The organism is Methanothrix thermoacetophila PT, from assembly GCF_000014945.1.
In the GTDB taxonomy this organism is placed as follows: domain Archaea; phylum Halobacteriota; class Methanosarcinia; order Methanotrichales; family Methanotrichaceae; genus Methanothrix_B; species Methanothrix_B thermoacetophila.
Genome location: NC_008553.1, coordinates 1,158,723 through 1,184,104 on the forward strand (window position 1 = coordinate 1,158,723; position 25,382 = coordinate 1,184,104).

Sequence of the window (25,382 nt, forward strand, 5' to 3'; positions counted from 1 at the left end):
ATGTGTAGGATTCCCGTCATAATGTGCATTTTATTTATAGCAATCATGATACCCGCGAAATGTCTCAGTCTCCCCGGGGGCGAGAGCGTGACAGTGATCGGCGAGGGCTCGACGTCATCCTCTCCCCCGGGCCAGCCACCAGTCTACCGTTATCCGGGAATCTCGTTTGGCATGGGCGACCCATCAAACTATGTGGTTCCTATAGTGAAACCCAAGCCCACCCCTCCAAAACCCGACGGCAAATCCGGTCAAAACGTATCATACGGCACATCAGTCTCGCCTGTAATGGTCTTCACGATGAGCTCTGATGTCTCAGGCACCGGTCGGTTTTCCACGCGGAGCTTTATGGACGGGAGTGAGTATGATAACAATGCGTACCAGCTCATGAGCGCAAGATACGGGAATCTCACCCAATCCAGGGAGGTGAGCTTCATAAAAGAGAGACGGTCGGGATCACTGGGCTCTGATGAAATAACATACTCCCTGGCGCAGATCAGTATCCAGGATTCCATGAGGTTTCTGGGCATGTCCTACACAGATCTGACCAGGTTCAGGAGCGATAGGGATCTGATACAGGAGGGCATCAGAACCGGGGCTATATCCAGAACCTCGATGTACAGAAGCCAGTCCCTGGATTTGCAGCTCGAAGGCGATAACTACAGGCATCTCATGAACAACTATACCGCATACAATATCGACACGCGGTTTGTGGGATCATCCAATCTTCACGTGATCACAAACAGCAGCGAGATCTTCGAGTCCTACATAGGGCGTATCGCCGTCAAGAGGGATCTTGGAAGCCAGATGAAGCTCAACGATACTATATACGATGTGGGAATGCTCGAGTGCTGCGCTCAGCTCTTGCCAGAGAACACCTCAGGGGCGCTCCTGGTGTCAAAGCGCGATTGACCCTCTAAAATGCGCTGGAGCAGCATCTCGGTGCTCTCCCTCCAGGTGAGCCATCGCATGCCCTCTGATTCAGGGTGTCTCTTCTCTCTGTAGAGCTCCAACCACTCCTTTATCGCACTGGCCAGATCTGAGGGCTCATCGCCTTTGAAGTAGAACGCATGATCTCCAGCCACCTCTCGAAAAACGGGTATGTCCCGGGCGATGATCGGCATCTTATGCTGCGCCGCCTCGATCAGGGGCAGGCCGAAACCCTCCCCCAGTGACGCTGCTACGAGACATTTACATGACTCGTAAACCCTCTCCAGGTACTCGTCGCTTATCCCATCGAGCCAGAACAACCGCCTGCCAAGCTCAGGATGGTGGCGCAAGCGGTTCACAGTCTCTGGAATATTGCGACGCATATCATCAGAAAGATGCGTCCATCCCTCCCTGCCGACGATCACGAGATTTACATCAGCACCATCCATCCAGAGCATCTCAAACGCCCCGATGGCCTGAGGGTAACCCTTCCGCGGCTCTATCGTGCCGACCATAAGGAAGCTCATCCGGGATCGAATCTGATTCAGCACCTTAGACGCGTTCTCTGGAAGACCTCGTGTTGGCGAGGAGCTCTCCAGATCTGCACCTATATGGAACCACTCGACCCTGAGCGGACGGAGTCTATCAGGGCCGTGGCTCTTCAGCCATTCTGCCACACCATCTGCAACCGATTTGGAGATGCATAAAACGCCATCAGATACACGGCACACACAGCTCAGCCATTTACTATGAAGATCATCAGTCCCCGGCGGGAACACCTCTGGCATCTGAATTGGGAGAACGTCATACACAACGAAAAAGATCTTAACGCCTGCATTTCTGAGAAATTCCAAATAACGGGACTGCGCTGTTACAACGTACTGGTTCAGATCCAGGCCGAGGAATATATCGCCAGCCTGATACTCTATGGGATCGTCCTGAAGATCCATGGGGCACTCCAGAAATCGCATTGTAAAACTTCTCGCATACCGGTAGCCATGGGCTGGTGATGCATACACAGGCTCAACCCTGTAACCCTCTGGAGGATCCAGGAGCAGGCATCGCAAAATGCCCCTCGTCACCCTCTCAACGCCAGTTCTCAGATCACACTGCACAATTGCAGATACATCCACAAAGATCTGTCTGGCAGGATGCTTCCTGGGCAGACTTCTAGCTATGCAATCTGCCAGAGCTGCTACAAATTTATCATCTGATGGCATTCCATCAAGTTCTGCAATAGATTCTATCAGCGCCCTTGTTCCTGTTCGCGCGCGCTCATAAAATCTCTCTATCGCCTCACAGTACTGCTTTGCGCAGCGCGACGGAGCATGATTGGCGGATATGACCTCTCGTGCTCTTCTTCCCAGAGATTCACGCCTTTCAGCATCGCGCCAGAGCAACTCCAGGGCCTCTACAAGCTCCTCATCCCTGAAGTCATCAGGCAACATGTACACCGCATCATCGGGAAGCTCCGCTGAAGATCCGTGGGCGTTGACTATGAGAGGCAATCCGTAGCTCATGCAGTCCAAGATCGTTCCCGATGTCTCGCCTCTTGAGCGGGTGCGAAGCTGCACAGCCACGTCTGCTGCTTCAAGATAGCTCCTGAACGTCTCCCTATCCACCCAGCCGGTTATATGAACGCGATCCTGAACACCGCTTTCTTTTATAGTTTTTAACAGACTTTGACCGTACTCTCCCCCATGATTCTCCCCGACGAAGACAAGCTGGCAGTGGCGGTCACGCGAAAGGCTGGATTTGATCCATGCGTTGAGAAGACGGTGGTTATTTTTTGTTGGAGCAATAAGGCCAAAGCTGCATACCAGAAATGCATCCTGCGGGACTCCTAATTTTTTGCGGGCTGCTATCCTGTCGACATTTCTGGGCAGGACACGTAGGTGTGGTATAACAGCCCAGTCCTTTCCGGCTCCATACCATTTCAGCGCCAGCTTTGATGAATACGATGAGTGAACGATTATGCCCAGTGACTTGCTTATCGCATCAAAATTGCACGGGTATGTGAATATGGTCTTCTCAAGATCCTCCTCATGGAAGCGCTCGAACACTGCCTTATAGCCATGAGACTCGTAGAGCGAGTGAGTCCACGCGCCGGGGTATATTCCGTTAAACTCCATGTTTGCCTTAAAATTTCCGAGGTAGAAATCATGCAGCACTGTAACACCAGGGTATTCATCAAGCATCTCGAACATATGGTGGTGAAACGGAGAGTTTCCTATGTGGTATAACACTCTGTCGTATCGATATGCATTCTTCTTGAAATAATCCACAGAACGTATCGGCAGACATGCCCTGATCCAGGGGTCTGTTACCTCTGGGTGGTTGACCACGACCTCGATATCATAGTATTTAGCAAGCTCAGGTAAAAGCTCCGCGCTGTAGTCTGATATGCCGCTGCGCTCCGGCGGGAGAGGTGATATGTAGGCAAGAAGAGGTCTTTTATTCAGCTGGTAGTATCTCTTCGATATCTTATTTTTCGATAGGATACTCTCAACCGCCCCGATTACCTTTCTTGCGCACTCGTTCCAGGAGAACCTCTTTGCCTGCTGAAGTCCGTGACGGATCAGATCCTGACGTAAGTCCTCATTCAGGAGCACCACAGCCATCTTGGAGGAGATCGATTCCACGGAGAAAGGATCAAAGAGCGCATCCTCCCGACCGATGACCTCTGGCAAACTTGATGTACTGGAAGCTATCACAGGTGCCCCGCACGCCATTGCCTCGAGGGGTGGGAGACCAAAACCCTCATGCCAGGATGGAAATACGAAAAGTCTGCAGAGATTGTACAGCTTCAGGAGATCCTCGTCTGTGACATATCCTGTAATGACGAGCTTGTCTTTTTCAAGATGAGCATCCCGCGCGATGTCCTCAAGTCTCTTTTTGTCTTCCGGATCTATAGTGGAGACTATGACAAGCTGATGGTCTCTTCTCAGATCATCAGGCAGACGTGCAAAGGCGCGAATGAGTCTATCTAGATTCTTCCGTGGGTCTGTACCACCAGGTGCGCACATGACAAAAGGTCTGGATATGCTGTACTTGCTGAACAGCTCAGTTTTCTGCTCGTCGGATATATCTATGGGCCTGAAGCGTTCGTCGCATGCTTCATACGTGGTGAATACGCGATCTGGCGGAATGCCCAGCGCTGTTATTGCATCTCTGGCAGACGAATCAGATACGGCAAGCCAGGCATGGGCTCTTTTAAGATGGTATATCTTTCTCAAATAGTATTGCTTGTAAGCTGGGTTGTCACGTAGGTAGTGATCTGGATTCAGCAATGGTATTAGGTCATGCAGTGCAACCACGGTTGGCGTTCTGAGGTCGAAGATGCCAATGCTTGTGACCGCGTCATCGACGAACCCCTCGAAGAGGCTTGTTACAAGAATAACATCCGGCTCAAGGCTGGCCAGAAACGCCTCACGTATGCGCTCTGCAGCCGCACGGCGAAGATCGTTCCCGGGCTGGGACTCACGTACGGGTCCTGGCGCGTACCATACGCGTATGTTCTCCGGCGGGAGAAGTCCCACAAAAGCAGCGCGAATGGGCTCGATCGTCTCCGGGAACATACCGTTCAGAGCGATTAATATCTCATGATCCTCACGGTTTCTGGCGATCGCCTGAGCTATGGACAGTGAGTACCGGCCTATGCCGCGAAAGCGGGATTGTGTCTGAGCCCCCTGCAGGTCTATCACCATTCTCATTGTATCACCTCCTGCTCCTTTCTGTGGCTTCCTTGAGATCCCTGTAGATATGTCGAGCATGGTGGGAGAGCTCTGATATATCCGGTGGCAAATGCAGACATGAATGATCTCCACTTCCTACGCTGCGCTCAACCAATCCGGATGAGAGTACAGACTTACTGAATGCATCAAGACGCCGAGATCTTTTTAACATATACGCTGCCATGCGTCTCAATATGGAATGTGATAAGACAAAATTTGCAAACCCACCTAACACCATCATTATTACGTAAACCACCTTGCGCCTTAGCTTCGTGGGCATATCTATTATCGTCGCTTTTAATCCTAAAAGCAAATCAAAACCCACACGCAGAGGCGCTGTTATTTGCCAGCATTTGCTGGAGTACACCGACCTCAGTTCGCGCTCGAGCATCTGCGCACGTGCACGTTCGCTCTCTAATGTCTGGTACATCTCATCGGCTAAGCGGTCTATCTTAGAATTCATTACGCGCCATTCGCTCTCAAGCCATCGCCACCGTTCGCGTTCATATGCGATAAGCTGCTTCTCTTTCTCTGCATAACGCATTACCAATTCATCTCTAGCAAGTCCGTGCTTCTTATCGAAAGCTCGATCAAATAAGCTCATTTGCTCTTTTGATGTGCCTTTTTGAGCAACTACTGCGTAGTCGGGGCTGACACCGAAAAACACATCGGCCAGACTCATCTCATCCGGATTCTGTATTTGAGACGGCTCATTAAGCCTCAGTATCTTAATCCTTGCGAACCCGCTGCATTCGACTAAAAAATGTAATAAGTTTGGCGGTATCGGCCTTTTATGGGTTGGATCCAAGTAGAACTCCGTTGTGCTGACAATGAGGCTCTCGGGGTTTGGAGTTTCCAGGATCAATAATCCACCGGGTTTGAGGACGCGGTATGCGTCCTTCACAAGCTTCTTCACAGATTCGAATGGTATATGCTCGATTATATGAAAACCAGATACTATTACCGCACTTTCATCATCGAGTCTCTCTAGATGTTCTATAGCATCCGCTTTTTCCACCGATAGCCCTTTGGATCTGCATGTGTTGACCATGGCATCGTCGAGATCGACACCTTCGGCCTGGAAACCATTCTCTTTGAGCAACTCGAGCCATTCGCCTCTACCACAACCAAGATCCACGGCTCTGAGCTCCCCGTAAATCGATTTTAGAGGCAGGACGAAAGGAAGATACACATATAATCGAGATCTTACCAGTTCTTGAGAACCACGGAACCTGTTCTCAAATTCAAGGTAAAATCCATCATTATCCAGAATTTCAGCAGGTTCTCTCTCCACTTTGGTCACACCTCAATCGATTTCCGCAATCTATTCTCACGTTCTGTAGAGCCATGCTAAGGCATCTCCGATCTTGGACATTTATCTCTCTAATGTCTGATGGTCTATCGCAGCCATCTGGTACACGCAGCTGTATTGTATTCATGCCCCTAGCAAGCTTTATGGAACATGTTACATTGATGAAGTCGTCACTCGGAACTGAAACGCTATTTATAAAAGCATTTCCTGCATATATTTCCAGCGTTCTTGTACAATGGAAGCTCCTCGCTCGTATGCTTAGGTTACAGGTTAAATTATCCAGCGAAAATACTCCAAGATCTGCATCATCCATGATCCAGTTTGTTGGTATTCCGGACCAGGATTCGATACCATAGAACCCTGAAATGGGTGTATAGTATATGATGGACTCAGATGGCATGATCTTTAAGTTCTGCACAGCAATGCTCAGGCACCTGGAGTCAGGGTTGTTCAGCTCTTTTATGTCGCAAGGTCTTTCGCAACCCTCTGGCACATGCATGCGTATTACATTCATGCCCTCTACAAGGCTTACAGGTACAGACAGATTGATAAATCCGTCGCTGGGGATTTCAACGGTTAATATCTTCTCGTCTCCTGCATATATCTCCAAAGTCCTTGGATGGTAGAAGCTCGTTGCTTGCAAGCTCATTTCGCATGTCTGATTATCGGGAGATTTTAATGCCACCTTTGCATCATCTTGCATCCATCGTGTGGGCACATTATTCCATAACTCTATTCCATACCAGCCGGCAAGTTTCATTATGCTGTAATCGGAGATATCTTTTATATGTAAAAGAGACATGGCAGAGAAGATATTTTTAAAGCAGCTCAGTGGTGATGATGCCATACCAGCATTGAATGTTCTGGTCAATTGTGTGTCTTTCCAGTCCCACAATTTTTCAGGGTGCAGATCCACGTTTGGATCGCCATCCCAGTTGCCGTTTGGATAATAGAATGCACCGACAAATTGTGTAAAAAACGACCAAAAAACTAGGGCGGATACGATAAAAATAATTGATAAATTTTTAAATCTGTAAACGTTCAATTTAATGTCTTTGATAAAAAATCCTAAAAAGATCGCCATTGCAGGAAGCATGCCAGTCAGGAACCTGGGTCCATACGACCCACCTGCCCACCATATGATAAAAGAGCTGTATATTATGACCAGAGTAAAGCACGAAATGCCCATCAAAATTAGAAAATTTTTGATTCGTTTGTTGGGTATCCGCATAACTTTAGCAAATCCTAACACGGATAACAACGTGATAGGAGTATATACGAAGAGCCCTCGACTTGGGCTAACTAGCAATCCAGCAAATCTTGTAACCATCTCAGGACTTAAATCAAACAATTTTAGCAGATCTGTATAACCTCCAAATAAATTTCCAAAATAATAAATATTATATAAAAGAAACGGTGCACCGGATGAAAATGCTGAAAATATATAATAAATGATCCTTTTATCTCTCATATCAAATATATAATATAACACAGGCGCCAATAGTACGCTGTCGATTGGTCTGTTAAATACGAATAACCCGGATAAAACACCCAGAGAAATAACTATCTTATTTGACTTTATCTTTTCGTTTATTAAAACTAGATATATGAACATGGCCAGGATAAGCTCTATCAATCCATGCTGCCACAGTGCCTGACTGCTGATTGCCCAGGTGTTGGTTCCAAATGCAAATAGTACTGCTACGATAAATGCAACTCTTCTATTTATTAGCTCTTTTATTGATAAATAAACAAAAACAACAGATGTCGATGCAATTAAAGATGCGGATAGCTTCTCCATCACGCAAACTGTTTTAGCGAACCCAGGATGGAATAAATCGATTGGCAAATTATTAAATTTCAAAACAATATATGGAATTACATAAAGTGGTGTGATTAATAATGGTGTTACAATTGGATAGCTCGACAAAAAATGACCATCAGCCTCTTTGAAATACCATAGCTGATCATAATTAGAAAAATAATAAAAATAAAAATTATCCATATATAAATTGTGGTATTCCAATATGCTGAATGGTAACAAAGAAGCTGGAATGGTATCTCCGGATCCAAGGGTTCTACAATTGATATTGTATATGAAATATACCGACAAGAGAACCAAAAACACTTCGTTTTTTATTATGAAATCGTGCAATTTAAGCCAGAATCTAAAAAAAATGTTTGACTCATATTCCATCTTGAACACCTTACGATCTAGTTATTATTATCAGGCCAATTATTATTATAATACTTCCAATCAATTTATTGATGCCAAGCGGCTCTTTCAACACAACACTTGATAGTATTAGAACCAGCACGTATGTTAGTGATATAAACGGATACACGAAGCTCAGGTCCTTTTTTGACAAAGCAACCAGCCAGAAGATCGTGCTCGTACCGTACATCAAAAAGCCAAGCATAACAGGGAGGTTGAGCAATAAGTAAGGAAGAGATGAGAGAGTGAGCGTGCCTGCTTGATTGATGCCAAGCTTCCAGCAAAGCTGACCAAGTGCTGCAAAGACAACACTTGCGATAATTATAATAATCGTATTCATATGCGCACCTGCTTGATTATCTTATTTCACCAGACGCTCCTCTATTCTGTCAAGCTTCTTTGTAAGATAATCCACAATCAAACCCAGCGAGATCAGCTGAACGCCGACAAGTATAAGAAATGCGGTGAGTAGGGGGTAAAACTCATGATATATTACACCAGAATACAACTTCTCATAGATGGATACAGATCCAGTGTAAAGACCAATCAGAATGAAGATCAAGGAAGGCACGAGTATCATCTTCGAGAGCAAGGACGTCTCTGTGTACGCCACGGAGATGAGAGCAACCATCATCCTGGCGCCATCCTTTATTGGGTTCAGCTTGGACCTTCCCACCCGCGGCCTGTACTCTATGGGTATCTCGATAATCTTGTAGCCTAGCTTCGCAGCCCTTACTGTCATCTTGGTCTCGAACTCCAGGCCTTTAGCGTTGACGTCGAGCTTCTCGAACATCTCCCTCTTGAACGCCCTCATGCCGGTCTGGCTGTCCTGAATATTCATGCAGCTAATGTAGGTTGCGAGAAATGAGAATATGTTATTTCCGAGCCTGTTAAATGCTGGTATGTTCGTCCTGTTCTGAAGCCTCGCGCCAAGTACAAGATCCGCGCCCTTCTCTATCTCCCTCACGAGCTCGGGCACGTATCTAGCGGGATACGTGTAATCTGCATCAGTGAACACGATCACATCCCCGCTGGCGTGCTTCACGCCAGTTCGCAGGGCGGCTACCTTACCTCTGTTTATATCATGCCTAAAAATTTTCACTTTCTCCCCAGCGAATCTTTTTGCAACCTCATAGGTGCCATCATTGGAACCATCATCCACCACTATGATCTCGTCAACCCATTCCAGGTACTCCGCAATGACTAAGGGCAGTCCTTTCACCTCATTGAATGCCGGGACTACTAGCGATACTCGCATTGTATGACACCCTATTTAAGATGCGAAGCGCGACCATAGAGAATCCACACATCGAATTATCTCGGTCATTGTCATGTTCTTGCTCTCCAGTATGATATTATCACAGTTGATCCGGCTGATATGTTCCAGAAGTTCGCTTTTTGAGGGATCCAGGTGCAGATCCGATCTACTATCATTTTCATGCACATGTACCCCGATGACTCTGCCGTGGACACAGGATATAAACTCTTCCATTGTGAAGCACAGCCTGCGTGAGGCGATCTTAAGATGACCAAGGTCCAGCAGCAAGAAAAGCTCAGGAAACATCTCTAGGACACTCGTGAACTCAGATGGTCTAGTCATCATGTATGCATCATTCTTGTGCTCAAGGTTCTCGAGAGCAACCTTGATTTTGTGCTCTCTTGCATATGATAGTATCTCATCAAGCGATCTCGTGAAGTTTCTGAACGCTTCCTCGTACGGTATGGTCTTACCTGACAGGCTGAAATCCCTGCCCAAAGCTCCTGCGATCCTGAAACCGGGATGGAACGAGTAGAACTCCGCCCCAATATAGCTGCACAGCTCTATGGCTCTTCTGCATATATTTAGGCTCTGCTGACGTATAATCTTATCTTGAGCAGCGAGGTTCATCATAAACGAATCTCTCGGCGGAGGAAAGTAGTTGTGTATGACGAATTCTACATCAGGATAGCGCTTCAGGAGTTCATCTATATCTTCGATATAACTATGACAGCTTCCGAGTTCTATATGTCTGATCCCGGCATTTGTGTAAGCATCCAGCACCTGAGGAAGGCACATGCAGTTTCTCAGGCAGGATGTTGAAACGTATATTCTCAAACGGACTCTCCTGAGCACGATCTGAACCACTCGACAGTACGTCTGAGGCCGTCTTCGAGCGCAACCTTGGGCGCCCATCCAAGAAGCTCTCTCGCTTTGGTGATATCAGGGCAGCGGCGCAACGGGTCATCTTCAGGCAGCGGCTGGTACACTATACCTGAGTCAGAACCTGTTATCTTGAGCACTATTTTCGCCAGCTCGATTATCATTGTCTCTCTATCGTTACCGATGTTGACTACAGCTCCCTTTACTTCATCGATCGATGCGAGCCTCAACAGCCCTTCGATCTGATCTGTTACATATGTGAAGCTCCTGGTCTGAGTGCCATCTCCGAATATCGTTATTGGTTCTCCACGAATTGCCTGGGCTATGAACCTGGGAACTGCCCGGGCATAGATACAGTCCCAGCGTATCCTGGGGCCGTATGTGTTGAATATGCGGGCAATCCTCACATCGAGTCCATACTGGTTCCTGTATGCCATGACATATGCTTCACCGCAGCGTTTTGCCTCGTCATAGCAACCTCGAGGTCCGATTGGATTCACATTGCCGTTATAGCTTTCAGGTGTTGGCACAACCGTCGGGTTGCCATACACTTCGCTCGTAGATGTGTAAAGTAACCTTGCATCGTGATTTCTTGCGATATCCAAAGATGCCATCAATCCGATGGTGTTCGCCTTCAGTATCTCAATCGGGTAGTGCTCGAACTCAAAAGGCGAGGCCCTGCTTGCCATGTGAATCACAAGATCCAGCTTTTGATCGATTTTTAGTGGCCTCGATAAATCCGATACATCGTGCTGGATGAATTCGAATCTGTCTGCATCAAGAAGGTGGGATATGTTAGAGATAAGGCCGCTTGAGAGATTGTCCACACAAACAACATTAGCACCCTGTGCAATAAGAGCGTCGCAGATCCAGGAGCCCAGAAAGCCCGCACCTCCTGTGACAAGTATGTTCTTTTCCTGAAAGTACTGCTCTCCGAGTTCTCTGTTAATACTCTCTATCTCCCTCATGTTGCTCCAGCTCATACTCACACCCGCAGATCCTTATTCTTTCAAAAGAGACTTCATGAATCTCCTGAGCTCATCTGCAAACTCATCTCTGGCGAGGGCCAGTTCCAGGCTGGACTTCATCCAGCTGATCTTGTCGCCTATGTCATAACGACGGCAACGTGTGACCAGCCCAATTGCATCACCACAGCACTTTAGAGCATCGGTGAGCTGTATCTCGCCACCATGTCCGGGCTTAATAGTCCTGAGGATATCGAATATCTCTGGCATAAGTATGTATCTGCCGATTGCTCCGAGGTCTGATGGAGCCACCTCCGGCGATGGTTTCTCCACTATATCAGTTATCTTGTAGACGCCATCCTCCAAGAGCGTACCATCAATTATGCCGTAGTCCTGTATTTTATTTTTCGGAACTCTTTCCACAGCCACAATGGTGCTGTGATACTTTTTGTAAAACTTTATCATCTGGGAGGTACACGGCTCTGAACCGTTATATGGAACTGTTATCGTGTCACCCAGCAAAACTGCGAAGGGCTCACCATCACAGTGCCTCTCTGCATGCAGAATTGCATCTCCTAGTCCTCTCGGCTCTTTCTGCCGGATATAATGTATATCTGCAAGATCTGAAATTCTTCTGTACTGGTCGTAGAGCTTGGCATCATTCTTCTGCAGCAAGGTTTTTTCCAGCTCGCAGGATACGTCAAAGTGATCTTCAATTGCCCTTTTGCCACGGCCGGTTATTATCAGGATATCCTCTATTCCTGAGGATATCGCCTCCTCTACCACATACTGTATGACCGGCTTATCCACAACAGGCAGCATCTCCTTCGGCTGTGCTCTGGTTATTGGAAGAAATCTCGTACCCTGGCCGGCTGCAGGTATCACCGCTTTCCTGATTTCAGGATTTCCCAATATACCCCCTCCGTCACCAGCATATCCCCTCTCTGTCATTGCATGAGAGTATCCTTCTACCCTCTATAACAATTCTGGATTTCATAAGATCGAATTCTTTATCAAGATGAGCAAACTCCGGCCATTCTGTCATAACCAAACATGCATCTGCACCAGTAAGAGCTTCGGATGCGCTCGAGCAGTAATCGATTTCTGTCAGGAATCTTTTCATGGACTGGTTGGCCTTGGGATCATATGCGGCGACTCTTGCTCCTCTCCTAATAAGCTCCTTTATAACGACTATGGACCTAGATTCTCTCACATCATCTGTATTTTCTTTAAAGGAGAGACCTAGAACAGCTATCTTTTTGCCATTCAAATGACCAACTCTCTTTATAAGCAGATCTATTAGTCGCAGCGGCTGAAGTTTATTGATTTGCATGACGGATTTCAGGAGAATTGGGTCTTCACCCATATCCTCGGCCAGAGCGATTAGAGCAGAAACGTCCTTGGGAAGGCAGCTACCTCCGAAGCCGATTCCGGCATTCAGAAATGCGGGACCTATCCTCCTATCAAGCCCAACGGCGCGCATCACTTCATAGACATCTATCCCAAGCTTCTTGCATATGTTACCTATCTCATTTGCATATGAAATCTTGGTGGCCAGAAATGCATTTGATGCATATTTTATCATCTCTGCAGCCATTATCCCTGTGCGGATAACCGGCGCGTTTATGCCTGAGTAGGCAGCCTCTACAAGATCCCCATCCATCTTTTTGCGGCAGCCGATCACAATCCTGTCTGGGTTCAGGAAGTCCCATACGGCCATGCCCTCCCGCAGAAATTCTGGATTCACAGCAAACCCGATTTGGTCGTTATTTTTACCAAATTGCCTTAAAACAGAAGGTATGACCTGCCTCTCAGTGGTTCCAGGAGGTACCGTGCTCTTCACCACTACCACATGGTATCTTGTGCCATCTTTGTCTCGCAAAGCCCTACCGATGGATTCTGAGGCTGATATTATATTAGAGATATCAGGATGGCCATCAGGGCCCTGGGGCGTACCAACACAAATGAATATGATATCTGAATATTTTATATGATCGTATTCAACATACGCATGCAGGTTTCTACCTGCATGGGCTGATAGACGCTCTTCTAGACCAACCTCATATATGGGCGGCTGACCTGCATTTATCGCATCGCATTTTGCCCTGTCGATCTCAATCAAATCCACGGAATGGCCAAGCTCCGCAAAACACACAGCTGAAACGAGACCAACATATCCGCCGCCAACAACTGATATCTTCATATGTACACCAATTAAGGCGATCATTTCAATTCATATAAATATTTCTCATATAATTCTGGAAGCAGCCCGCCCGCCTGCGATGATGTGGAATGCAACTGTCACCATCCGGTCCAGGAAAGCTATCGAGAGGCCAGTTGATGCGGGGATCCCCTGGGAGGCGAGGAGCGCTGCCATGCCGCCCTCGACCAGACCAATGCCTGAGATGCTTACTGGTATTAGAGATAGAGCGCTGACGAGCGGCAGCAGAAGAAACAACATCTGAAGCGATGGCGTCTGGTCGACGGAGCTCGCGAGGATGTACACCCTCAGCGCATGTGTGATCCAGGCGATTGTGGTCAGGAGAACAGATCTGATCATGACGAGCCTGATGTCGTTTATCGCGCTGAGGGCATCGAACGATCGGGCGAGCGGCGCCAGGCGGTCCGAGCCTCTCAGTCTATCGGCGATCTCTGTTCTTCTCCGCCAGATCACCACAGAGGTCAGGGCCACGATCGCGAGCACCAGCGGGATTTCTATCATTTCTTCCCCAAAGAACAGGCCCAGCCCACAGGCTCCTAGGATGAACATCGTGAGGATATCCGAGAGCCTGTCGAGGACGACCGATGCGAGAGCTCTGCTCATCTCGATCCTGTCCCTAACAAGAAGAGGCCGAGAGAGCTCCCCGATCCTGGCTGGGGTGATGTCGGAGAGGATCATCCCGCCCGCGAATGCCTGGTACGCTGATACCAGTGGTATATTTCCGCCCATATCGTGAAGGATCATCCTCCATCTTGTTGATAGAATAAGAAACGTGAGGGCGTAGACCGAGGCTGCCATGAGAACATACACAGGCCTTGCTGAGATGATCGTTTGCGCGACCTCGGACGGTCCGAGCCTGTGGAGCAGTACAGCTACCAGAAGCAGGCCAAACGCGAGCCGGAGAGTCTTTCTGAATATCATCACGTCATGTATGCAGATCATGTGTTTCAGGGTTTCGTCAGGAGATGAACCCGCCGGATCGGATCGCCTCCCTTGGAGAGCATGATCTCCACCCTGGATGTGTTTCTAATCTCCTCAGAGCTGAGGTTCATCGACCAGATCGATTCTCCATCGAGCGTGAACTGGTGGCTGCTCAGAGTGCGTTCGTCGCCGATTATATCCAGTCTGTAGCTGACGTTGCCAGCGTGGTTAGCCACAACGACCATCACATCTGATGTTGTGGGCACATCTCCGTTCTGGTCTGTGAGATATAGCTCGACAGGCCTCTCCTGCTCCATGCTCAGAGCGATCACGATCGCCATAACTAAAAGCAGGATCGGAACTGTCCGCTTGATGCTTATCCTGAGCTCCAGGAGTTTCAAATTGGAGTGAACCCCTCCGCGCCTCTGCAGGATGGACACGATCACGAAGGCAGCAGTTGCGGCAGTGAGAGCGACTAGGAGCGGCGCATACCAGAGGCGCATGCCCAGGAAATCAATACCCACGGCAAGCATGCAAACCAGTGATACGTTCAGCCCGATGCTCATCACCAGGCGCTCGATTGGATTGAGGTCGTCCCTGTGCGGGAACAGAGCCACCGAGAGCGCATAGCCTGGCAGGAGCAGGATGACCGGAAATGCGATCAACGGGACCCCAAGGTATGCGCCTGCGTCTCCGATTAACAGCAGTATAAATGTCAGAATCGCATCCAGGGGAATCTCTTTCAAATCCATAGCATTATCCCATGTAAATCCAGGCCTCTCCATTATCGTATATCCTGGACGTCTTCCTCTCGAGCTTCTCGATCTCATCCTGTCTAAGCGGCATTTTCTCCTTGAGCAGCCACTCACCGAATTCAGCGTATCGCATCATCCTCTCGCGAACCAGAACAAAGTCGATGCCGCCTGAGAACCTGTCTGGATCCAGCTTCTCGCGCGCAGAGGTGCTTTTCCGCTCCAGCAGATCTATTGAGAGATCTGATGTGATGTTTTCCAGCTGGAGCGAGGCGTATCCAACATATCTGTCTGTATGCAACATGCCCTCCGCCCTGCCTCTCAGATAGTCGAGCGCCATGATCTCCGTCTCCGGATGGTATATTATAGATGCCCTGGCGTCATACCTTGGATCGCTCTGTGGGAACTCCTGTCCCCAGAAAACGGTTGATGGGAACGCCACAACCAGGCTGAAAAGACACATCAGAGCCATGGCGGTGGCTCCAGCTTTTGCATTCGACCTCTGGATCAGATATACAAAGCCATAAGCTCCGATAACCGCAAGCGATGGATATATGAACTCTATGAACCTTAGAGGATCCTCAAAATAGTACAGCTTCAGTATGCTGCCCAGAAAGAGCACAGCTACACCGCCAGCCCACGCCAGGAACGGCATGCCCCTTGTATTCATAAAGCCCCTCAGGCCGATAAGCGCAAGGACGATCATCATAAGGCCGTTCGTATAGAATGACAGCGGATAGCTCAGCACGAAGAAGGATCTTCCAAGAAGAAAGTTCAGAGCAAAGGCTGCGCCGATTGCTGTAAATGCAATCAATCCATAATACACAGGCGCAGCGAGGTGCTGAAGGCGGTGTGCATGTGATCTAATGTATACGATACGATCTTCCAAAAGGCTGAGCGATACATAGATCGAGATTATGATAATGAATATCACAGCAACAGGATCTCCCGGGATTGCAGCTGGAATGAGCCTGTCTGCTGTGCCAATCACAAGTCTGTAGATGCTTGGCAGTCTAATGCTCCACCACATGAGTGGAACAGCTAATGCAAAGAGCGAGAGGATAAGAGCCCTGAGGGCGTCTTTATGGTTTTCAGAAACGAACAGCAGGTACGCAATGGTGAATGAGTTGATCCAGACAACGAAGATCATTGCCGTCAAATGATGTGTGAGCGCGAGAGAACTTATGGTGATAAGAGCAACCGGAAGGTATCGTGTGCTCCCAAGAGCTCTGTATGAGATGTAGAAAGCGATCAGCGCTATGGGGATGCCGAGAGATTCAGTTGCAGCCTGGGATATCCAGTGTATGTATGCGGTGCCAACTGAGAGGAGCAGGCCAGAGGTTATGGCGATCCTGTCATCGAAGAAATCCCTTGCGAGGAGATACAGGGATATGATGCCAGCTGCGCTGAATGAGGGAACCAAAAACTTCTGGAGTGGCATGGCTTCGGTGTGCATGTACGTCGACGCGGCCGCGATCAGAGCGTGAAGCGCAGGCTGCTGGTCGGGATAGTATGCAGGAGTGAGAAGTCCGCTCTTCATAATTTTGAGTATCATCGAGTACTCGAACCATGGGTCGCCCCATGTGAGATACTCGAAGCGGAATGCCAGCACAAGTGATGACTGAATGCTGCAGAGGGCAAGGCCCGCCGGACTTTCTGTCAGCCAGGTGCGGTATATCAGAATCGAGTAGCAAGCTGCGAAAAGGATCACGGCCAGTATGTCAATCCTGCTCAGGGCGAGCCCCAAGAGACCTCCGAGAAAAAGCATGATCTCAAGTGCATGATTGCGCCTGTCAAGATGCTCTCTCATGCTCCTCCGACACATCTCATCATTTGAATCCTTTGCACATACTTAATAAAACTGATTCCGATCGTCATATCATCGCGCTGCCAGCGTGATCATCCCGATTGCAATGCAGAGCCACGAGAAGCTGACATCCCTCGCAAATCTCGTAAGCACATCCACCGTCGCATACCCGGTGATGAACGAAGATATCATTATCGCTGCTCCGGGCAGCGGTTGAATCGAGACAGATCCTGTGAAGCAGTCGAGCGCGATCGCGCCGAGGACCGCGGACACACTTATGATGAATGATATCAGAAGAGCATCATACAAATTCACTCCACGCATAAGATGAACTGTGAGTGTTGTGCCGAATCTCGTGACTCCGGGAAGTATCGAGAAGCTCTGGGCCAGTCCCAGGATGGCCATCTCCTTCGTGATGATCGCCTCTCTGTCTCCGGTGGACGAGCCGCGCAGCCTGAGCATCGGTCTTGTGATTATGAGCGGACAGCCTATCAGCAGACCGAAAGCGAGCCGGAGGATCTTTTTGTGGCGCATCTCATCATCTGCCGTTGCATCGGATGACGGAGACGATGCGCTCTCCAGCCACCTCTCTCACCATATCCAGCGCCTCATTCAGGCTTGACGGTCTGTGCTTTTCCGATATCGCTTTTATGGCCCTTCCGATTATGTCATCGTTCCCCTCTCTAACCCTGACGACCACGCTCCCCTCCGGCATGACAAGCCCGTTGCAGATGCAGTCGAGATCGCCATCGACTATCCCCAGCACCGGTATCCCAAGCCTGGAGAGAACATCTCCGGCGATGGCAGTTGTATCGTCTCCTATAGTTATTACAAATGATGCATCTGATGCATGCTCGAATGATTCCTCTGCAGCATGATCTATGATCGCGAACCTGCCGTTCCTGCTCGTTTTGACAGAGGAAATCCTTGGTTTCAGCATCCCTGCGGTTCTCCGCACAGACCCACTTCTAAGTATCGCGGATCTCAGATCGACATAGGGGAGCTTCTCCAGACCGTGCCTCTTGAGATTGATCCCTCTCCCGCCGACAATCCTTCCGTCACGGGCCATGATCTCGACATGTGCATCCGTGGCAGTGCCGATAACCGTGCCGTTGACGGAGATCCTCTCTCCCGGCAGGACCCCGCTCATCCTTCTCACGATAACATCGCCTTCCTGGCGCAGATTGTCATAAGGCATGCAGGCGTCCAGAATATCAAAACCGAAATGTGATGCAAGGCCTTTTGCGATGGCATCGCTTTTCTCAGAGAGATTCGCAAGGGCTGCGACGAAGCGACCGCCGGAGTCCACCTGAACTAGGGGATTCGCGGGCCTTGCCCTTGCAGCCACGATCGCTCCAAAAACAAGCCCCGTCTCCCTGCTCTTCGCATGGTTCAGGAGAACTGTGAGATCCGAGTGCTGGAGGTCGTGCACAGACTGGCTGGGGGACCTGCGCCTGCTGATATCTATCCTTCTCTCAAGCCCGGCGTCGATGACCGCAACCCTGCCCATGGTACCGCCGAGGACTGCCACCACATCACCACGCTCCTCAAGCCACTCCAGGGCCTGAAGAGCAAACCCAGTATCCACTACCTCAGGGCCATGAATTACAACGCCTATCAAGAGCCTGCGCTCATCCACCGCACTCGAGGTTCTCATCATGGAGCCTGGCACGTTCCATCAGCTCTTTCTCCTCCTTCATCCTCTCCGTGAGATCCTCAAGAGACATGCCGCTGAGCTCCTTGCGCTCAGGGACCTTCTCTATGGGCTCCAGGTAGGATGTGAGGTAGTAGAGATCTGTGGAATCCAGAAGCGCCCAGGTCTCCCCGTCCTCCTCTTTTATGAGCTTTACGACCCCCACAGTCCCAGTACCGTTGTACCTGACCAGGGATCCTTCCTTTATCTCCATCACCATCACCATGCAAGCCGGAAGACTCATGATATTCTTCGTGTCTCTCTGGTTTAAGCCTTGCGATTTTGATAAAGCTCTCTGATTGGTTCAGAATCTGTGGGAGCAGCTGAGCGGTTTCGTTGTAAAAGTCTGACTGATCAAGCATAGATGATGCGGGACATGATACAGCCAACAGAGCTCTCTAAAACTACTGTTTCCTGTGATCGCCTGGGGGCAACGGGCTTCCAAAAGATTAAATTGTATGTATCCGATTTGAGCTGGGGCTGGAGAGATAGATGTCAGAGGATCTGAGTAGCATTTATGCGAGGGCGCCTGCAATATTCAGGGGGATACGTGGGGAGATCGAGAAGGTCATGGTCGGGCAGAGGGTGGCTATAGAGCAGCTTCTCGCCTCCATAATCGCGGGAGGGCATGCGCTTCTTGAGTCCAACCCGGGCCTTGGGAAGACCCTGCTGATAAAGACCACAGCGAAGACCATGAGCCTGAGCTTCAGCCGGATACAGTGCACACCTGATCTGATGCCGGCTGACATCACAGGGACCACGATCATCGAGGAGGTCGACGGGGAGAAGAGGTTCAGGTTCGAGCCCGGGCCGATATTCGCAAACATAGTCCTGGCGGATGAGATAAACAGAGCCTCGCCAAAGACGCAGTCTGCGATGCTCGAGTCGATGCAGGAGAAGCAGGTAACTGTTGGGAACAGGACCTACAGGCTCGACGATCCGTTCTTCGTCCTGGCAACGCAGAACCCGATAGAGATGGAGGGTACGTTCCCGCTTCCAGAGGCGCAGCTCGACAGGTTCCTCATGAAGATAAAGCTTGATTACCCATCGCCCGAGGAGGAGTTCCAGATCATGGAGCGATACACTGGACGGGTGGAGCCAAGGGTTCAGAGCGTTGCGAGCAAGGAGGAGATCCTGGGGCTGCAGCAGATAGCGAGGGAGGTGCCGATCTCCGAGGATCTCAGAAAGGCTGCAGTGCAGCTCGTGGTTTCTACAAGAAACTGGAATGGGGTGAGATACGGGGCCAGCCCGAGAGCCAGCATAGGTCTCGTCCTCGCAGCCAAATCAAGAGCTCTGCTCGACGGCAGGAACTACGTCTCCAGGGAGGATCTCCATGTCATGGCGTATCCTATCCTGAGGCACAGGCTCATACTGACATTCGAGGCTGAGCGGCGGGGCCTGACCCAGGACCAGGTGATCACCGACATACTGAAAGAGTTGAAAATCTGATATGGACACGGAGTTCTTCGAGGAGCTTGAGCGTTTCAGTTTGCTGGTCAAAAAGAGGGTATCCACAGCACATATTGGGTCCAGAAGGTCCATACGGTTCGGCCACGGGATAAGCCCTGTCGGATACCGCGAGTACAGGAAGGGGGATGACTTCAAGCTCGTCGACTGGAAGGTGTATGCAAGGACGGAACGGCTCTATGTCAGGGAGCATGAGGAGGAGCGGAGTCTTCTGGTTCACATCCTCCTTGACTCGAGCGGCAGCATGCGCTTCAACAGAAAGTTCGAGCTTGCATCGGAAATCGCTGCAGGCTTTGCGTTCATTGCAGCACAGGAGAACGAGAAGTTCTCAGTCTCCACCTTCGCAGAGGAGCTCAGGGCGGGGGAGCCTGTGAGGGGTGTCGGAAACCTCCTGAAGGTGATAGATCTCCTGGACGGCACCAAGCCATCTGGCGGCACGGATATACTGAAGGCATCAGACCAGTTCGACAGGATGATCTCGACGACCAGCCTTGTTGTTCTCATATCAGATATGCTGGACGATCTCGATAAGGTGGAGACCGCGATCTACAGATTGTCACGCCATGATCTCATCGTTGTGCAGATACTCTCGCATGAGGAGCGCGATCTCGGAATAGCCGGAGATGCGAGGTTCATCGATATGGAGAGCGGAGAATCTCTCATAACAAGGGTGAGCCAGAGGCTCAGAGACGATTACAGATCCAGGCTCGAGGCGCACAACTCCAGGATATCAGAGGTCTGCGATTCTGTGGGGTCGAGTCGGTTTCTATTCGATTCGGAGATGCAGGTCTTCGATGCATTCTCAGAGATACTGAGAGCCGGAGTGCTTAAGGTCTGAGGAGCGGTAGTAAGCATCTGAACGCACCCAAAAATCGCACTCTGTTTCTGCTTCAGCGGTTTCTTGCTCAAAAAAGATGCTGCTCGCATCGAGAATGCATGCGAGCCCTGTATGCCCCAGTGCTCTCCTTTACTGAAGTATCAGCAGAACAGACTCCTCACGACCTCTGTCAGTATCGGCCCTGCTGTGTCTATTATCTTCGCCTCGAAGATCCAGCCTCTCTTCTCCGGCAGCTCACCTGTCACCATTATCGCACATCCCTCATACTGGCTCAGATCTAGCTCATGTGATGCAGCAAGCTCCTCTGCGGAGACTGCAGGTTTCACTATCTGAGTCAGCTTCACGGTGCAGCAGTGCTCCCGCGGCATCATGATATTCAATCTGCCATTTTCGACAATCCCCAGAAACCGATCCATGTGTATCACCCCCAAGTAACATACATGTATGAAAGGTATGGTTTAAAAAACCTTGCGATGATTTCTGGGGACCTGTCCGAATAAAGATTAGGTGTTTATGATGTGTAGAAGAGAGGAATATCCAGATTTCTGGCCACAGCTCTTATCCAGACATGTGTCCAGAATTGGACGTGTCCGGATAAGGAGGGAGTCTATTTGATGAGCATATCTTCAAGGCTCACGATTCAAACACATGGCCTTTATTTGGACAGACCCAATTCTGGGGCGACATAAAGCGCGAACCACTGTGTAGAGCTTCAGGCATTCTATTTTTTGTGTACGCTCTTATCTATTTGATGACTTGCCCGAAGGAGCAGTGGTCATGCTATGCGTTCGTGTCGAATGAATGTGGTCATCACCAACCACATCGCATGGCCCTACAAGTTGCTACCCACATATGAGCGTTTGTGTATTGCCCAAATGCGGCCCGTATCACTGAGATCAGCAGCATGTGACATGTGGGATTCACCTGGTGTTTGCTGTGTACGCCAGTATCTGGCAGATATCTCATACAGACGGCTCGGTGGTCCGAACATAGTATCATTTTTCAGACATGGCCATAACGATATCCTTAACAGCATCGCCGCTAATGACGATGCATGCGCTATATTTCAGCTGAGGAGATGGGCGCGATAGATGCGAACTGCGCGTATCTCGGTATATCCACGCTCCAGCTCATGGAGAATGCGGGAGCAGCGCTTGCGAATGAGATCAGGGCAATCGGTGGAAGGAGAATCGCCATAATCGCCGGCAGGGGGAACAACGGCGGCGACGCTTTTGTGGCTGCACGCCACCTCGACGATCTCGATGTGACTGTATTCCTCATAGGGCGCGCGAGGGATATATCCACAGAGGAGGCCAGGAGAAACTGGGATGTGCTCAGGCGCCTCGAGTTCGATCTGAGGGAGATCAAGGATGTGAGTGAGATAGATCTCAGCGGATACGATGTTGTCGTCGACGCCCTCTTCGGCACAGGTGTTCGCGGCCCGATAAAAGGCCTTGAGGGGGATATCATAGATCTCATTAATTCCTGCGGAAAGCATATCGTATCGGTCGACGTGCCGAGCGGAATGGGCACCGGAAAAGAGGTCTCCCCGGATATCACGGTGACATTCCACCGCCCGAAGATCGGGATGAGGGGCGATTTCAGGGTCGTGAGTATCGGCATACCGAGAATGGCCGAGTTCCTCGTCGGCCCCGGTGATCTGAAGCTTCTGGGGAGAAGGGGGCCTGAGAGCCACAAGGGCGACAGCGGAAGGATACTGGTGATAGGCGGCGGGCCGTACACGGGCGCCCCAGCGCTCTCTGCGATGGCCGCCCTCCGCGCGGGCGCGGACATAGTCACAGTCGCGGCTCCGAAGAGCGCCGCTGATACGATCTCCTCGTTCTCGCCGAACATGATCGTCAGGCCTCTGACATCAGACCGATTGTGCATGGCTGACATTGATATCCTGAAGGGCCTGATACCGAGACATGATGTGGTCGTCATCGGCATGGGTCTGGGAAGGGACGAGGAGACGCTGAAAGCGGTATCGCAGATACTCCCGCTTTGCGATAGGGTCGTGATAGATGCCGACGCGCTACAGCCGGATATGCCGCTGAAGGGGATAGTGACGCCGCATGCCGGAGAGTTCAGGCGCATAAGCGGGCTGGATCTCCCGAAGGGGAAGGAGCGGATTGAGATTGTGAAGAGGTTCGCCCGGGAGATGGGGCTTGTCGTTCTTCTCAAGGGAAGGATGGATATAATCACGGATGGGGAGATCGTGAGGGGGAACACCACAGGAAACCCGGGTATGACTGTCGGAGGGACGGGGGATGTTCTTGCAGGCATAACAGGGGCGTTTTATGCGCGTGCGGATGCCTTGAGGGCGGCTGCAGCTGCTGCATTCGTCAACGGCAGGGCCGGGGATCTCGTCTACCGCGAGAGGGATTTTGGGATGGTGGCCACGGATCTGATCGACAAGATTCCCGAGGCGATGATGGTCTGAATCCAGCTCGAATACAGAAGTCTGCAATCTCCACGTCTGGAGGTATTATATGATAAGAGACAACAATGGCATGGTTGACATCACCGACAAGCCTCCTGTCAGGAGAACCGCAACAGCATCCGGTCTGATAAAGCTCAGACGCAGCACGATCGAGGCTATTGTGTCTGGGAGGGTGAGCAAGGGAGATGTCCTCACGACAGCCAGGATATCCGCGATAAATGCCGTGAAGGAGACCCCGCGCCTGATACCTATGTGTCATAACATCCCTATCACAGGGGTCGATACTGAGGTTTCCCTGGAGGATTCAGCGGTTCGCGTTAAGGTGAAGGTGACATCTGTCGGCAGGACAGGAGTCGAGATGGAGGCGCTCACAGGCGCATCTGTGGCCCTTCTAACAATATGGGATATGGTCAAATCCCTGGAGAAGGATGAGCATGGATGCTATCCAGATACATCGATCGAATACATACGAGTCGAGGAGAAGGTAAAGGATCTGTGAGCAAAAGCCGTTCATGATCTGATGCATTTGCTGTGTCAACCTAGCATCTTTCAGTCCGTCCGGCCAGCGTGAGGGCTTCGGTGATGCGAATGCGCCAATGTCAGATTCCACATCCTACGAGCCGTGCTCATATCCTCTTCTGGATATGGGAATCCTGCTGCCATCCCTCTCGAGCCAGATGCCAGTTTCCACAGCACGACCTATCACAGTGAGCTCGCAGGCTTTTCTCGCATCATCGATCATATCCTCTCTGACAGTGAGGAGAAGCTCGAAGTCGCCTCCCGCCCTGAGAACCATCTCCAGAGCCTCATCATCGCTCTCGGCGATCGCTCTGACCTCCTCTGCGATGGGTATGCGCTCGCATTCAACCAAGAACCCCGTGCCTCCAGCCTCGGCTAGATCGTGGAGTGAGAGTGCGAGCCCGTCGCTGTTATCCATCATCGCTGTCACGGCTCCTGTCCCTGCGAGAGCGATGCCCTCCCTCACCCTGGGGCACGGCTCCAGAAGCCGGCGCGCGAGATCGATCCTGCCGATCTTCAGCGCCTTCAGTCCAGCCCCGGCACCGCCGAGAGAGCCTGTGGTGCATAGCAGATCCCCTGGTCGCGCGCCCCTTCTCCTCAGGATTCTCTCTCGAGATACTCTCCCGAGAGCGGTGCCACATATCGTGAGCTCTCTGTGTGCGTCTGTATCGCCCCCGAGCACCTCTGTGCCATGCGCCTTCACACAGTCCCTGATTCCCTCGAATATCTCTTCTACGAACTCGAGATCTGTTTCAGGCGGTATTCCAGATGCGATCAGAACTCCGAGTGGCTCTGCGCCCATCGCCGCGATGTCGCTAAGGTTGACAGCAGCGCTCATCCAGCCGATCTGCCACGGTGTGGCCTGGTCCGGAAAATCGGTCTCTCTGTGGAGCATGTCTGTGGTTACCACAAGATAATCGCCATCAAGTTCGACGACCGCGCAGTCGTCATGCTCCAGCCCGCCAAGCACCTCCGTTATTTTAGATATCAGTGAGCGCTCCCCGATGTCAGAGAATCTCATGCCAGAAATTCCCCACACAAATCCTTCAGTTTCGAGACTCCTGATGATCATCTTTAGAGATGACCTGCCTCAATCCCTTCCGGCATCTCTGCTCGCAGCCCCCTTCTCGTACTCTGATCTTATCGCCTCAATCATCGCGCTGTCTGCCTCCACAACAAGCGCGCCGATGTAGCCGCACCTCTTGCAGTGGTAGAGCTTTCCAGCGTAACCGCCTGCCTCGTAGTAGATATCAGAGCTCCCGCATACAGGGCAGACCTCGATCAGATGTTCCTTTCTCTCCATGTGTCATTCCTGAGTGCATTATGTGATCGCTTGGTTATTACACTTTGCTGGCAGGAGACTCGTGCTGTTGGTGGTCCAACAACAGCTGAACGGTGCAACTTGAATCTGCTGCCTCGACGGTTCGA

At 50.4% G+C, this 25,382-nt stretch carries 23 protein-coding genes; 5 read left to right on the forward strand and 18 right to left on the reverse strand.

Translation table 11 applies throughout. The features are described 5' to 3' along the window. Window positions 1-909, forward strand: a complete 909-nt coding sequence (locus tag MTHE_RS05595) for a hypothetical protein (RefSeq protein ID WP_011696249.1) — start codon at window positions 1-3, stop codon at window positions 907-909. Here MTHE_RS05595 and MTHE_RS05600 read toward each other — a convergent pair. The 15 genes from MTHE_RS05600 to MTHE_RS05670 all read right to left on the reverse strand — a co-directional run bounded on the left by MTHE_RS05600 (window position 855) and on the right by MTHE_RS05670 (window position 18,931). Beyond that, the gene (locus tag MTHE_RS05600) at window positions 855-4,640 is read right to left on the reverse strand and encodes a glycosyltransferase (RefSeq protein ID WP_011696250.1); all 3,786 of its coding nucleotides are present in this window, start codon (window positions 4,638-4,640) and stop codon (window positions 855-857) included. The genes MTHE_RS05595 and MTHE_RS05600 overlap by 55 nt on opposite strands. 4 nt (window positions 4,641-4,644) lie before the next feature. Then, window positions 4,645-5,964, reverse strand: a complete 1,320-nt coding sequence (locus MTHE_RS05605) for a class I SAM-dependent methyltransferase (protein WP_175265842.1) — start codon at window positions 5,962-5,964, stop codon at window positions 4,645-4,647. After that, window positions 5,936-8,170, reverse strand: coding sequence for a hypothetical protein (locus MTHE_RS05610; protein ID WP_011696252.1), 2,235 nt, complete (start codon window positions 8,168-8,170; stop codon window positions 5,936-5,938). Before MTHE_RS05610 ends, MTHE_RS05605 begins: the two co-directional genes overlap by 29 nt. A gap of 10 nt (window positions 8,171-8,180) precedes the next feature. After that, the gene (locus tag MTHE_RS05615; protein ID WP_175265843.1) at window positions 8,181-8,528 is read right to left on the reverse strand and encodes an EamA family transporter; all 348 of its coding nucleotides are present in this window, start codon (window positions 8,526-8,528) and stop codon (window positions 8,181-8,183) included. Between the two features lie 21 nt (window positions 8,529-8,549). Next, window positions 8,550-9,446: a glycosyltransferase family 2 protein gene (locus MTHE_RS05620; RefSeq protein ID WP_011696253.1), complete on the reverse strand. Its 897-nt coding sequence runs from the start codon at window positions 9,444-9,446 to the stop codon at window positions 8,550-8,552. A gap of 15 nt (window positions 9,447-9,461) precedes the next feature. Then, on the reverse strand, window positions 9,462-10,283 hold the full coding sequence (locus MTHE_RS05625; protein ID WP_011696254.1) for a sugar phosphate isomerase/epimerase family protein: 822 nt from the start codon (window positions 10,281-10,283) through the stop codon (window positions 9,462-9,464). Continuing rightward, window positions 10,280-11,296 (reverse strand): UDP-glucuronic acid decarboxylase family protein, encoded by a 1,017-nt coding sequence (locus tag MTHE_RS05630; RefSeq protein WP_217417046.1) that lies wholly within the window; start codon window positions 11,294-11,296, stop codon window positions 10,280-10,282. The genes MTHE_RS05625 and MTHE_RS05630 overlap by 4 nt, the downstream gene beginning before the upstream one ends. 33 nt (window positions 11,297-11,329) lie before the next feature. Further along, entirely contained in the window at window positions 11,330-12,244 is a 915-nt protein-coding gene (galU, locus tag MTHE_RS05635; RefSeq protein ID WP_011696256.1) for a UTP--glucose-1-phosphate uridylyltransferase GalU, read from the reverse strand. Continuing rightward, window positions 12,219-13,496 carry a UDP-glucose dehydrogenase family protein gene (locus MTHE_RS05640; RefSeq protein WP_011696257.1) on the reverse strand — a complete coding sequence of 426 codons (1,278 nt, stop codon included), beginning with the start codon at window positions 13,494-13,496 and terminating at the stop codon, window positions 12,219-12,221. The genes galU and MTHE_RS05640 overlap by 26 nt, the downstream gene beginning before the upstream one ends. A 45-nt stretch (window positions 13,497-13,541) precedes the next feature. Next, the gene (locus tag MTHE_RS05645; RefSeq protein WP_175265844.1) at window positions 13,542-14,435 is read right to left on the reverse strand and encodes a lysylphosphatidylglycerol synthase transmembrane domain-containing protein; all 894 of its coding nucleotides are present in this window, start codon (window positions 14,433-14,435) and stop codon (window positions 13,542-13,544) included. Window positions 14,436-14,461: 26 nt separating this feature from the next. After that, a complete protein-coding gene (locus MTHE_RS05650; RefSeq protein WP_175265845.1) occupies window positions 14,462-15,187 on the reverse strand; it encodes a DUF1616 domain-containing protein in 726 nt (241 codons plus the stop codon). Window positions 15,188-15,191: 4 nt separating this feature from the next. Next, window positions 15,192-16,997: a glycosyltransferase family 39 protein gene (locus MTHE_RS05655; protein WP_175265846.1), complete on the reverse strand. Its 1,806-nt coding sequence runs from the start codon at window positions 16,995-16,997 to the stop codon at window positions 15,192-15,194. A 69-nt stretch (window positions 16,998-17,066) separates the two neighbouring features. After that, complete coding sequence (locus tag MTHE_RS05660) at window positions 17,067-17,528, reverse strand: undecaprenyl-diphosphate phosphatase (protein WP_011696261.1); 462 nt, start codon at window positions 17,526-17,528, stop codon at window positions 17,067-17,069. 4 nt (window positions 17,529-17,532) lie between these two features. Then, window positions 17,533-18,654, reverse strand: coding sequence for a DUF2117 domain-containing protein (locus tag MTHE_RS05665; protein ID WP_175265847.1), 1,122 nt, complete (start codon window positions 18,652-18,654; stop codon window positions 17,533-17,535). Then, the gene (locus tag MTHE_RS05670) at window positions 18,626-18,931 is read right to left on the reverse strand and encodes a DUF2098 domain-containing protein (protein ID WP_232840828.1); all 306 of its coding nucleotides are present in this window, start codon (window positions 18,929-18,931) and stop codon (window positions 18,626-18,628) included. The genes MTHE_RS05665 and MTHE_RS05670 overlap by 29 nt, the downstream gene beginning before the upstream one ends. Window positions 18,932-19,179: 248 nt before the next feature. On the opposite strand from MTHE_RS05670, the gene MTHE_RS05675 reads away from it, so the two are divergent. Continuing rightward, on the forward strand, window positions 19,180-20,136 hold the full coding sequence (locus tag MTHE_RS05675) for an AAA family ATPase (RefSeq protein WP_011696264.1): 957 nt from the start codon (window positions 19,180-19,182) through the stop codon (window positions 20,134-20,136). Between the two features lies 1 nt (window position 20,137). Beyond that, the gene (locus tag MTHE_RS05680) at window positions 20,138-20,992 is read left to right on the forward strand and encodes a DUF58 domain-containing protein (protein WP_011696265.1); all 855 of its coding nucleotides are present in this window, start codon (window positions 20,138-20,140) and stop codon (window positions 20,990-20,992) included. Between the two features lie 140 nt (window positions 20,993-21,132). Here MTHE_RS05680 and MTHE_RS05685 read toward each other — a convergent pair whose 3' ends face one another. Beyond that, window positions 21,133-21,408: a hypothetical protein gene (locus MTHE_RS05685; protein WP_011696266.1), complete on the reverse strand. Its 276-nt coding sequence runs from the start codon at window positions 21,406-21,408 to the stop codon at window positions 21,133-21,135. A gap of 638 nt (window positions 21,409-22,046) precedes the next feature. On the opposite strand from MTHE_RS05685, the gene MTHE_RS05690 reads away from it, so the two are divergent. Together MTHE_RS05690 and moaC are read left to right on the forward strand one after the other, a co-directional pair. Next, complete coding sequence (locus MTHE_RS05690; RefSeq protein ID WP_011696267.1) at window positions 22,047-23,435, forward strand: bifunctional ADP-dependent NAD(P)H-hydrate dehydratase/NAD(P)H-hydrate epimerase; 1,389 nt, start codon at window positions 22,047-22,049, stop codon at window positions 23,433-23,435. A 49-nt stretch (window positions 23,436-23,484) separates the two neighbouring features. Continuing rightward, window positions 23,485-23,934 carry a cyclic pyranopterin monophosphate synthase MoaC gene (gene moaC / locus MTHE_RS05695; protein WP_011696268.1) on the forward strand — a complete coding sequence of 150 codons (450 nt, stop codon included), beginning with the start codon at window positions 23,485-23,487 and terminating at the stop codon, window positions 23,932-23,934. Between the two features lie 114 nt (window positions 23,935-24,048). Here moaC and thiL read toward each other — a convergent pair whose 3' ends face one another. Beyond that, on the reverse strand, window positions 24,049-24,975 hold the full coding sequence (gene thiL, locus MTHE_RS05700) for a thiamine-phosphate kinase (protein ID WP_175265848.1): 927 nt from the start codon (window positions 24,973-24,975) through the stop codon (window positions 24,049-24,051). A 69-nt stretch (window positions 24,976-25,044) separates the two neighbouring features. Then, on the reverse strand, window positions 25,045-25,257 hold the full coding sequence (locus MTHE_RS05705; protein WP_011696270.1) for a hypothetical protein: 213 nt from the start codon (window positions 25,255-25,257) through the stop codon (window positions 25,045-25,047). Window positions 25,258-25,382 lie beyond the last annotated feature (125 nt).

Coding starts and splice junctions, on each gene's coding strand:
- MTHE_RS05595 (WP_011696249.1), top strand. CDS start 1: ATGTGTAGGATTCCCGTCATAATGTGCATTTTATTTATAGCAATCATG.
- MTHE_RS05600 (WP_011696250.1), bottom strand. CDS start 4,640: ATGAGAATGGTGATAGACCTGCAGGGGGCTCAGACACAATCCCGCTTT.
- MTHE_RS05610 (WP_011696252.1), bottom strand. CDS start 8,170: ATGGAATATGAGTCAAACATTTTTTTTAGATTCTGGCTTAAATTGCAC.
- MTHE_RS05615 (WP_175265843.1), bottom strand. CDS start 8,528: ATGAATACGATTATTATAATTATCGCAAGTGTTGTCTTTGCAGCACTT.
- MTHE_RS05620 (WP_011696253.1), bottom strand. CDS start 9,446: ATGCGAGTATCGCTAGTAGTCCCGGCATTCAATGAGGTGAAAGGACTG.
- MTHE_RS05630 (WP_217417046.1), bottom strand. CDS start 11,296: ATGAGGGAGATAGAGAGTATTAACAGAGAACTCGGAGAGCAGTACTTT.
- galU (WP_011696256.1), bottom strand. CDS start 12,244: ATGACAGAGAGGGGATATGCTGGTGACGGAGGGGGTATATTGGGAAAT.
- MTHE_RS05640 (WP_011696257.1), bottom strand. CDS start 13,496: ATGAAGATATCAGTTGTTGGCGGCGGATATGTTGGTCTCGTTTCAGCT.
- MTHE_RS05645 (WP_175265844.1), bottom strand. CDS start 14,435: ATGATATTCAGAAAGACTCTCCGGCTCGCGTTTGGCCTGCTTCTGGTA.
- MTHE_RS05650 (WP_175265845.1), bottom strand. CDS start 15,187: ATGGATTTGAAAGAGATTCCCCTGGATGCGATTCTGACATTTATACTG.
- MTHE_RS05655 (WP_175265846.1), bottom strand. CDS start 16,997: ATGAGAGAGCATCTTGACAGGCGCAATCATGCACTTGAGATCATGCTT.
- MTHE_RS05660 (WP_011696261.1), bottom strand. CDS start 17,528: ATGCGCCACAAAAAGATCCTCCGGCTCGCTTTCGGTCTGCTGATAGGC.
- MTHE_RS05665 (WP_175265847.1), bottom strand. CDS start 18,654: ATGATGAGAACCTCGAGTGCGGTGGATGAGCGCAGGCTCTTGATAGGC.
- MTHE_RS05670 (WP_232840828.1), bottom strand. CDS start 18,931: ATGAGTCTTCCGGCTTGCATGGTGATGGTGATGGAGATAAAGGAAGGA.
- MTHE_RS05675 (WP_011696264.1), top strand. CDS start 19,180: ATGTCAGAGGATCTGAGTAGCATTTATGCGAGGGCGCCTGCAATATTC.
- MTHE_RS05680 (WP_011696265.1), top strand. CDS start 20,138: ATGGACACGGAGTTCTTCGAGGAGCTTGAGCGTTTCAGTTTGCTGGTC.
- MTHE_RS05685 (WP_011696266.1), bottom strand. CDS start 21,408: ATGGATCGGTTTCTGGGGATTGTCGAAAATGGCAGATTGAATATCATG.
- MTHE_RS05690 (WP_011696267.1), top strand. CDS start 22,047: ATGCGCTATATTTCAGCTGAGGAGATGGGCGCGATAGATGCGAACTGC.
- moaC (WP_011696268.1), top strand. CDS start 23,485: ATGATAAGAGACAACAATGGCATGGTTGACATCACCGACAAGCCTCCT.
- thiL (WP_175265848.1), bottom strand. CDS start 24,975: ATGAGATTCTCTGACATCGGGGAGCGCTCACTGATATCTAAAATAACG.
- MTHE_RS05705 (WP_011696270.1), bottom strand. CDS start 25,257: ATGGAGAGAAAGGAACATCTGATCGAGGTCTGCCCTGTATGCGGGAGC.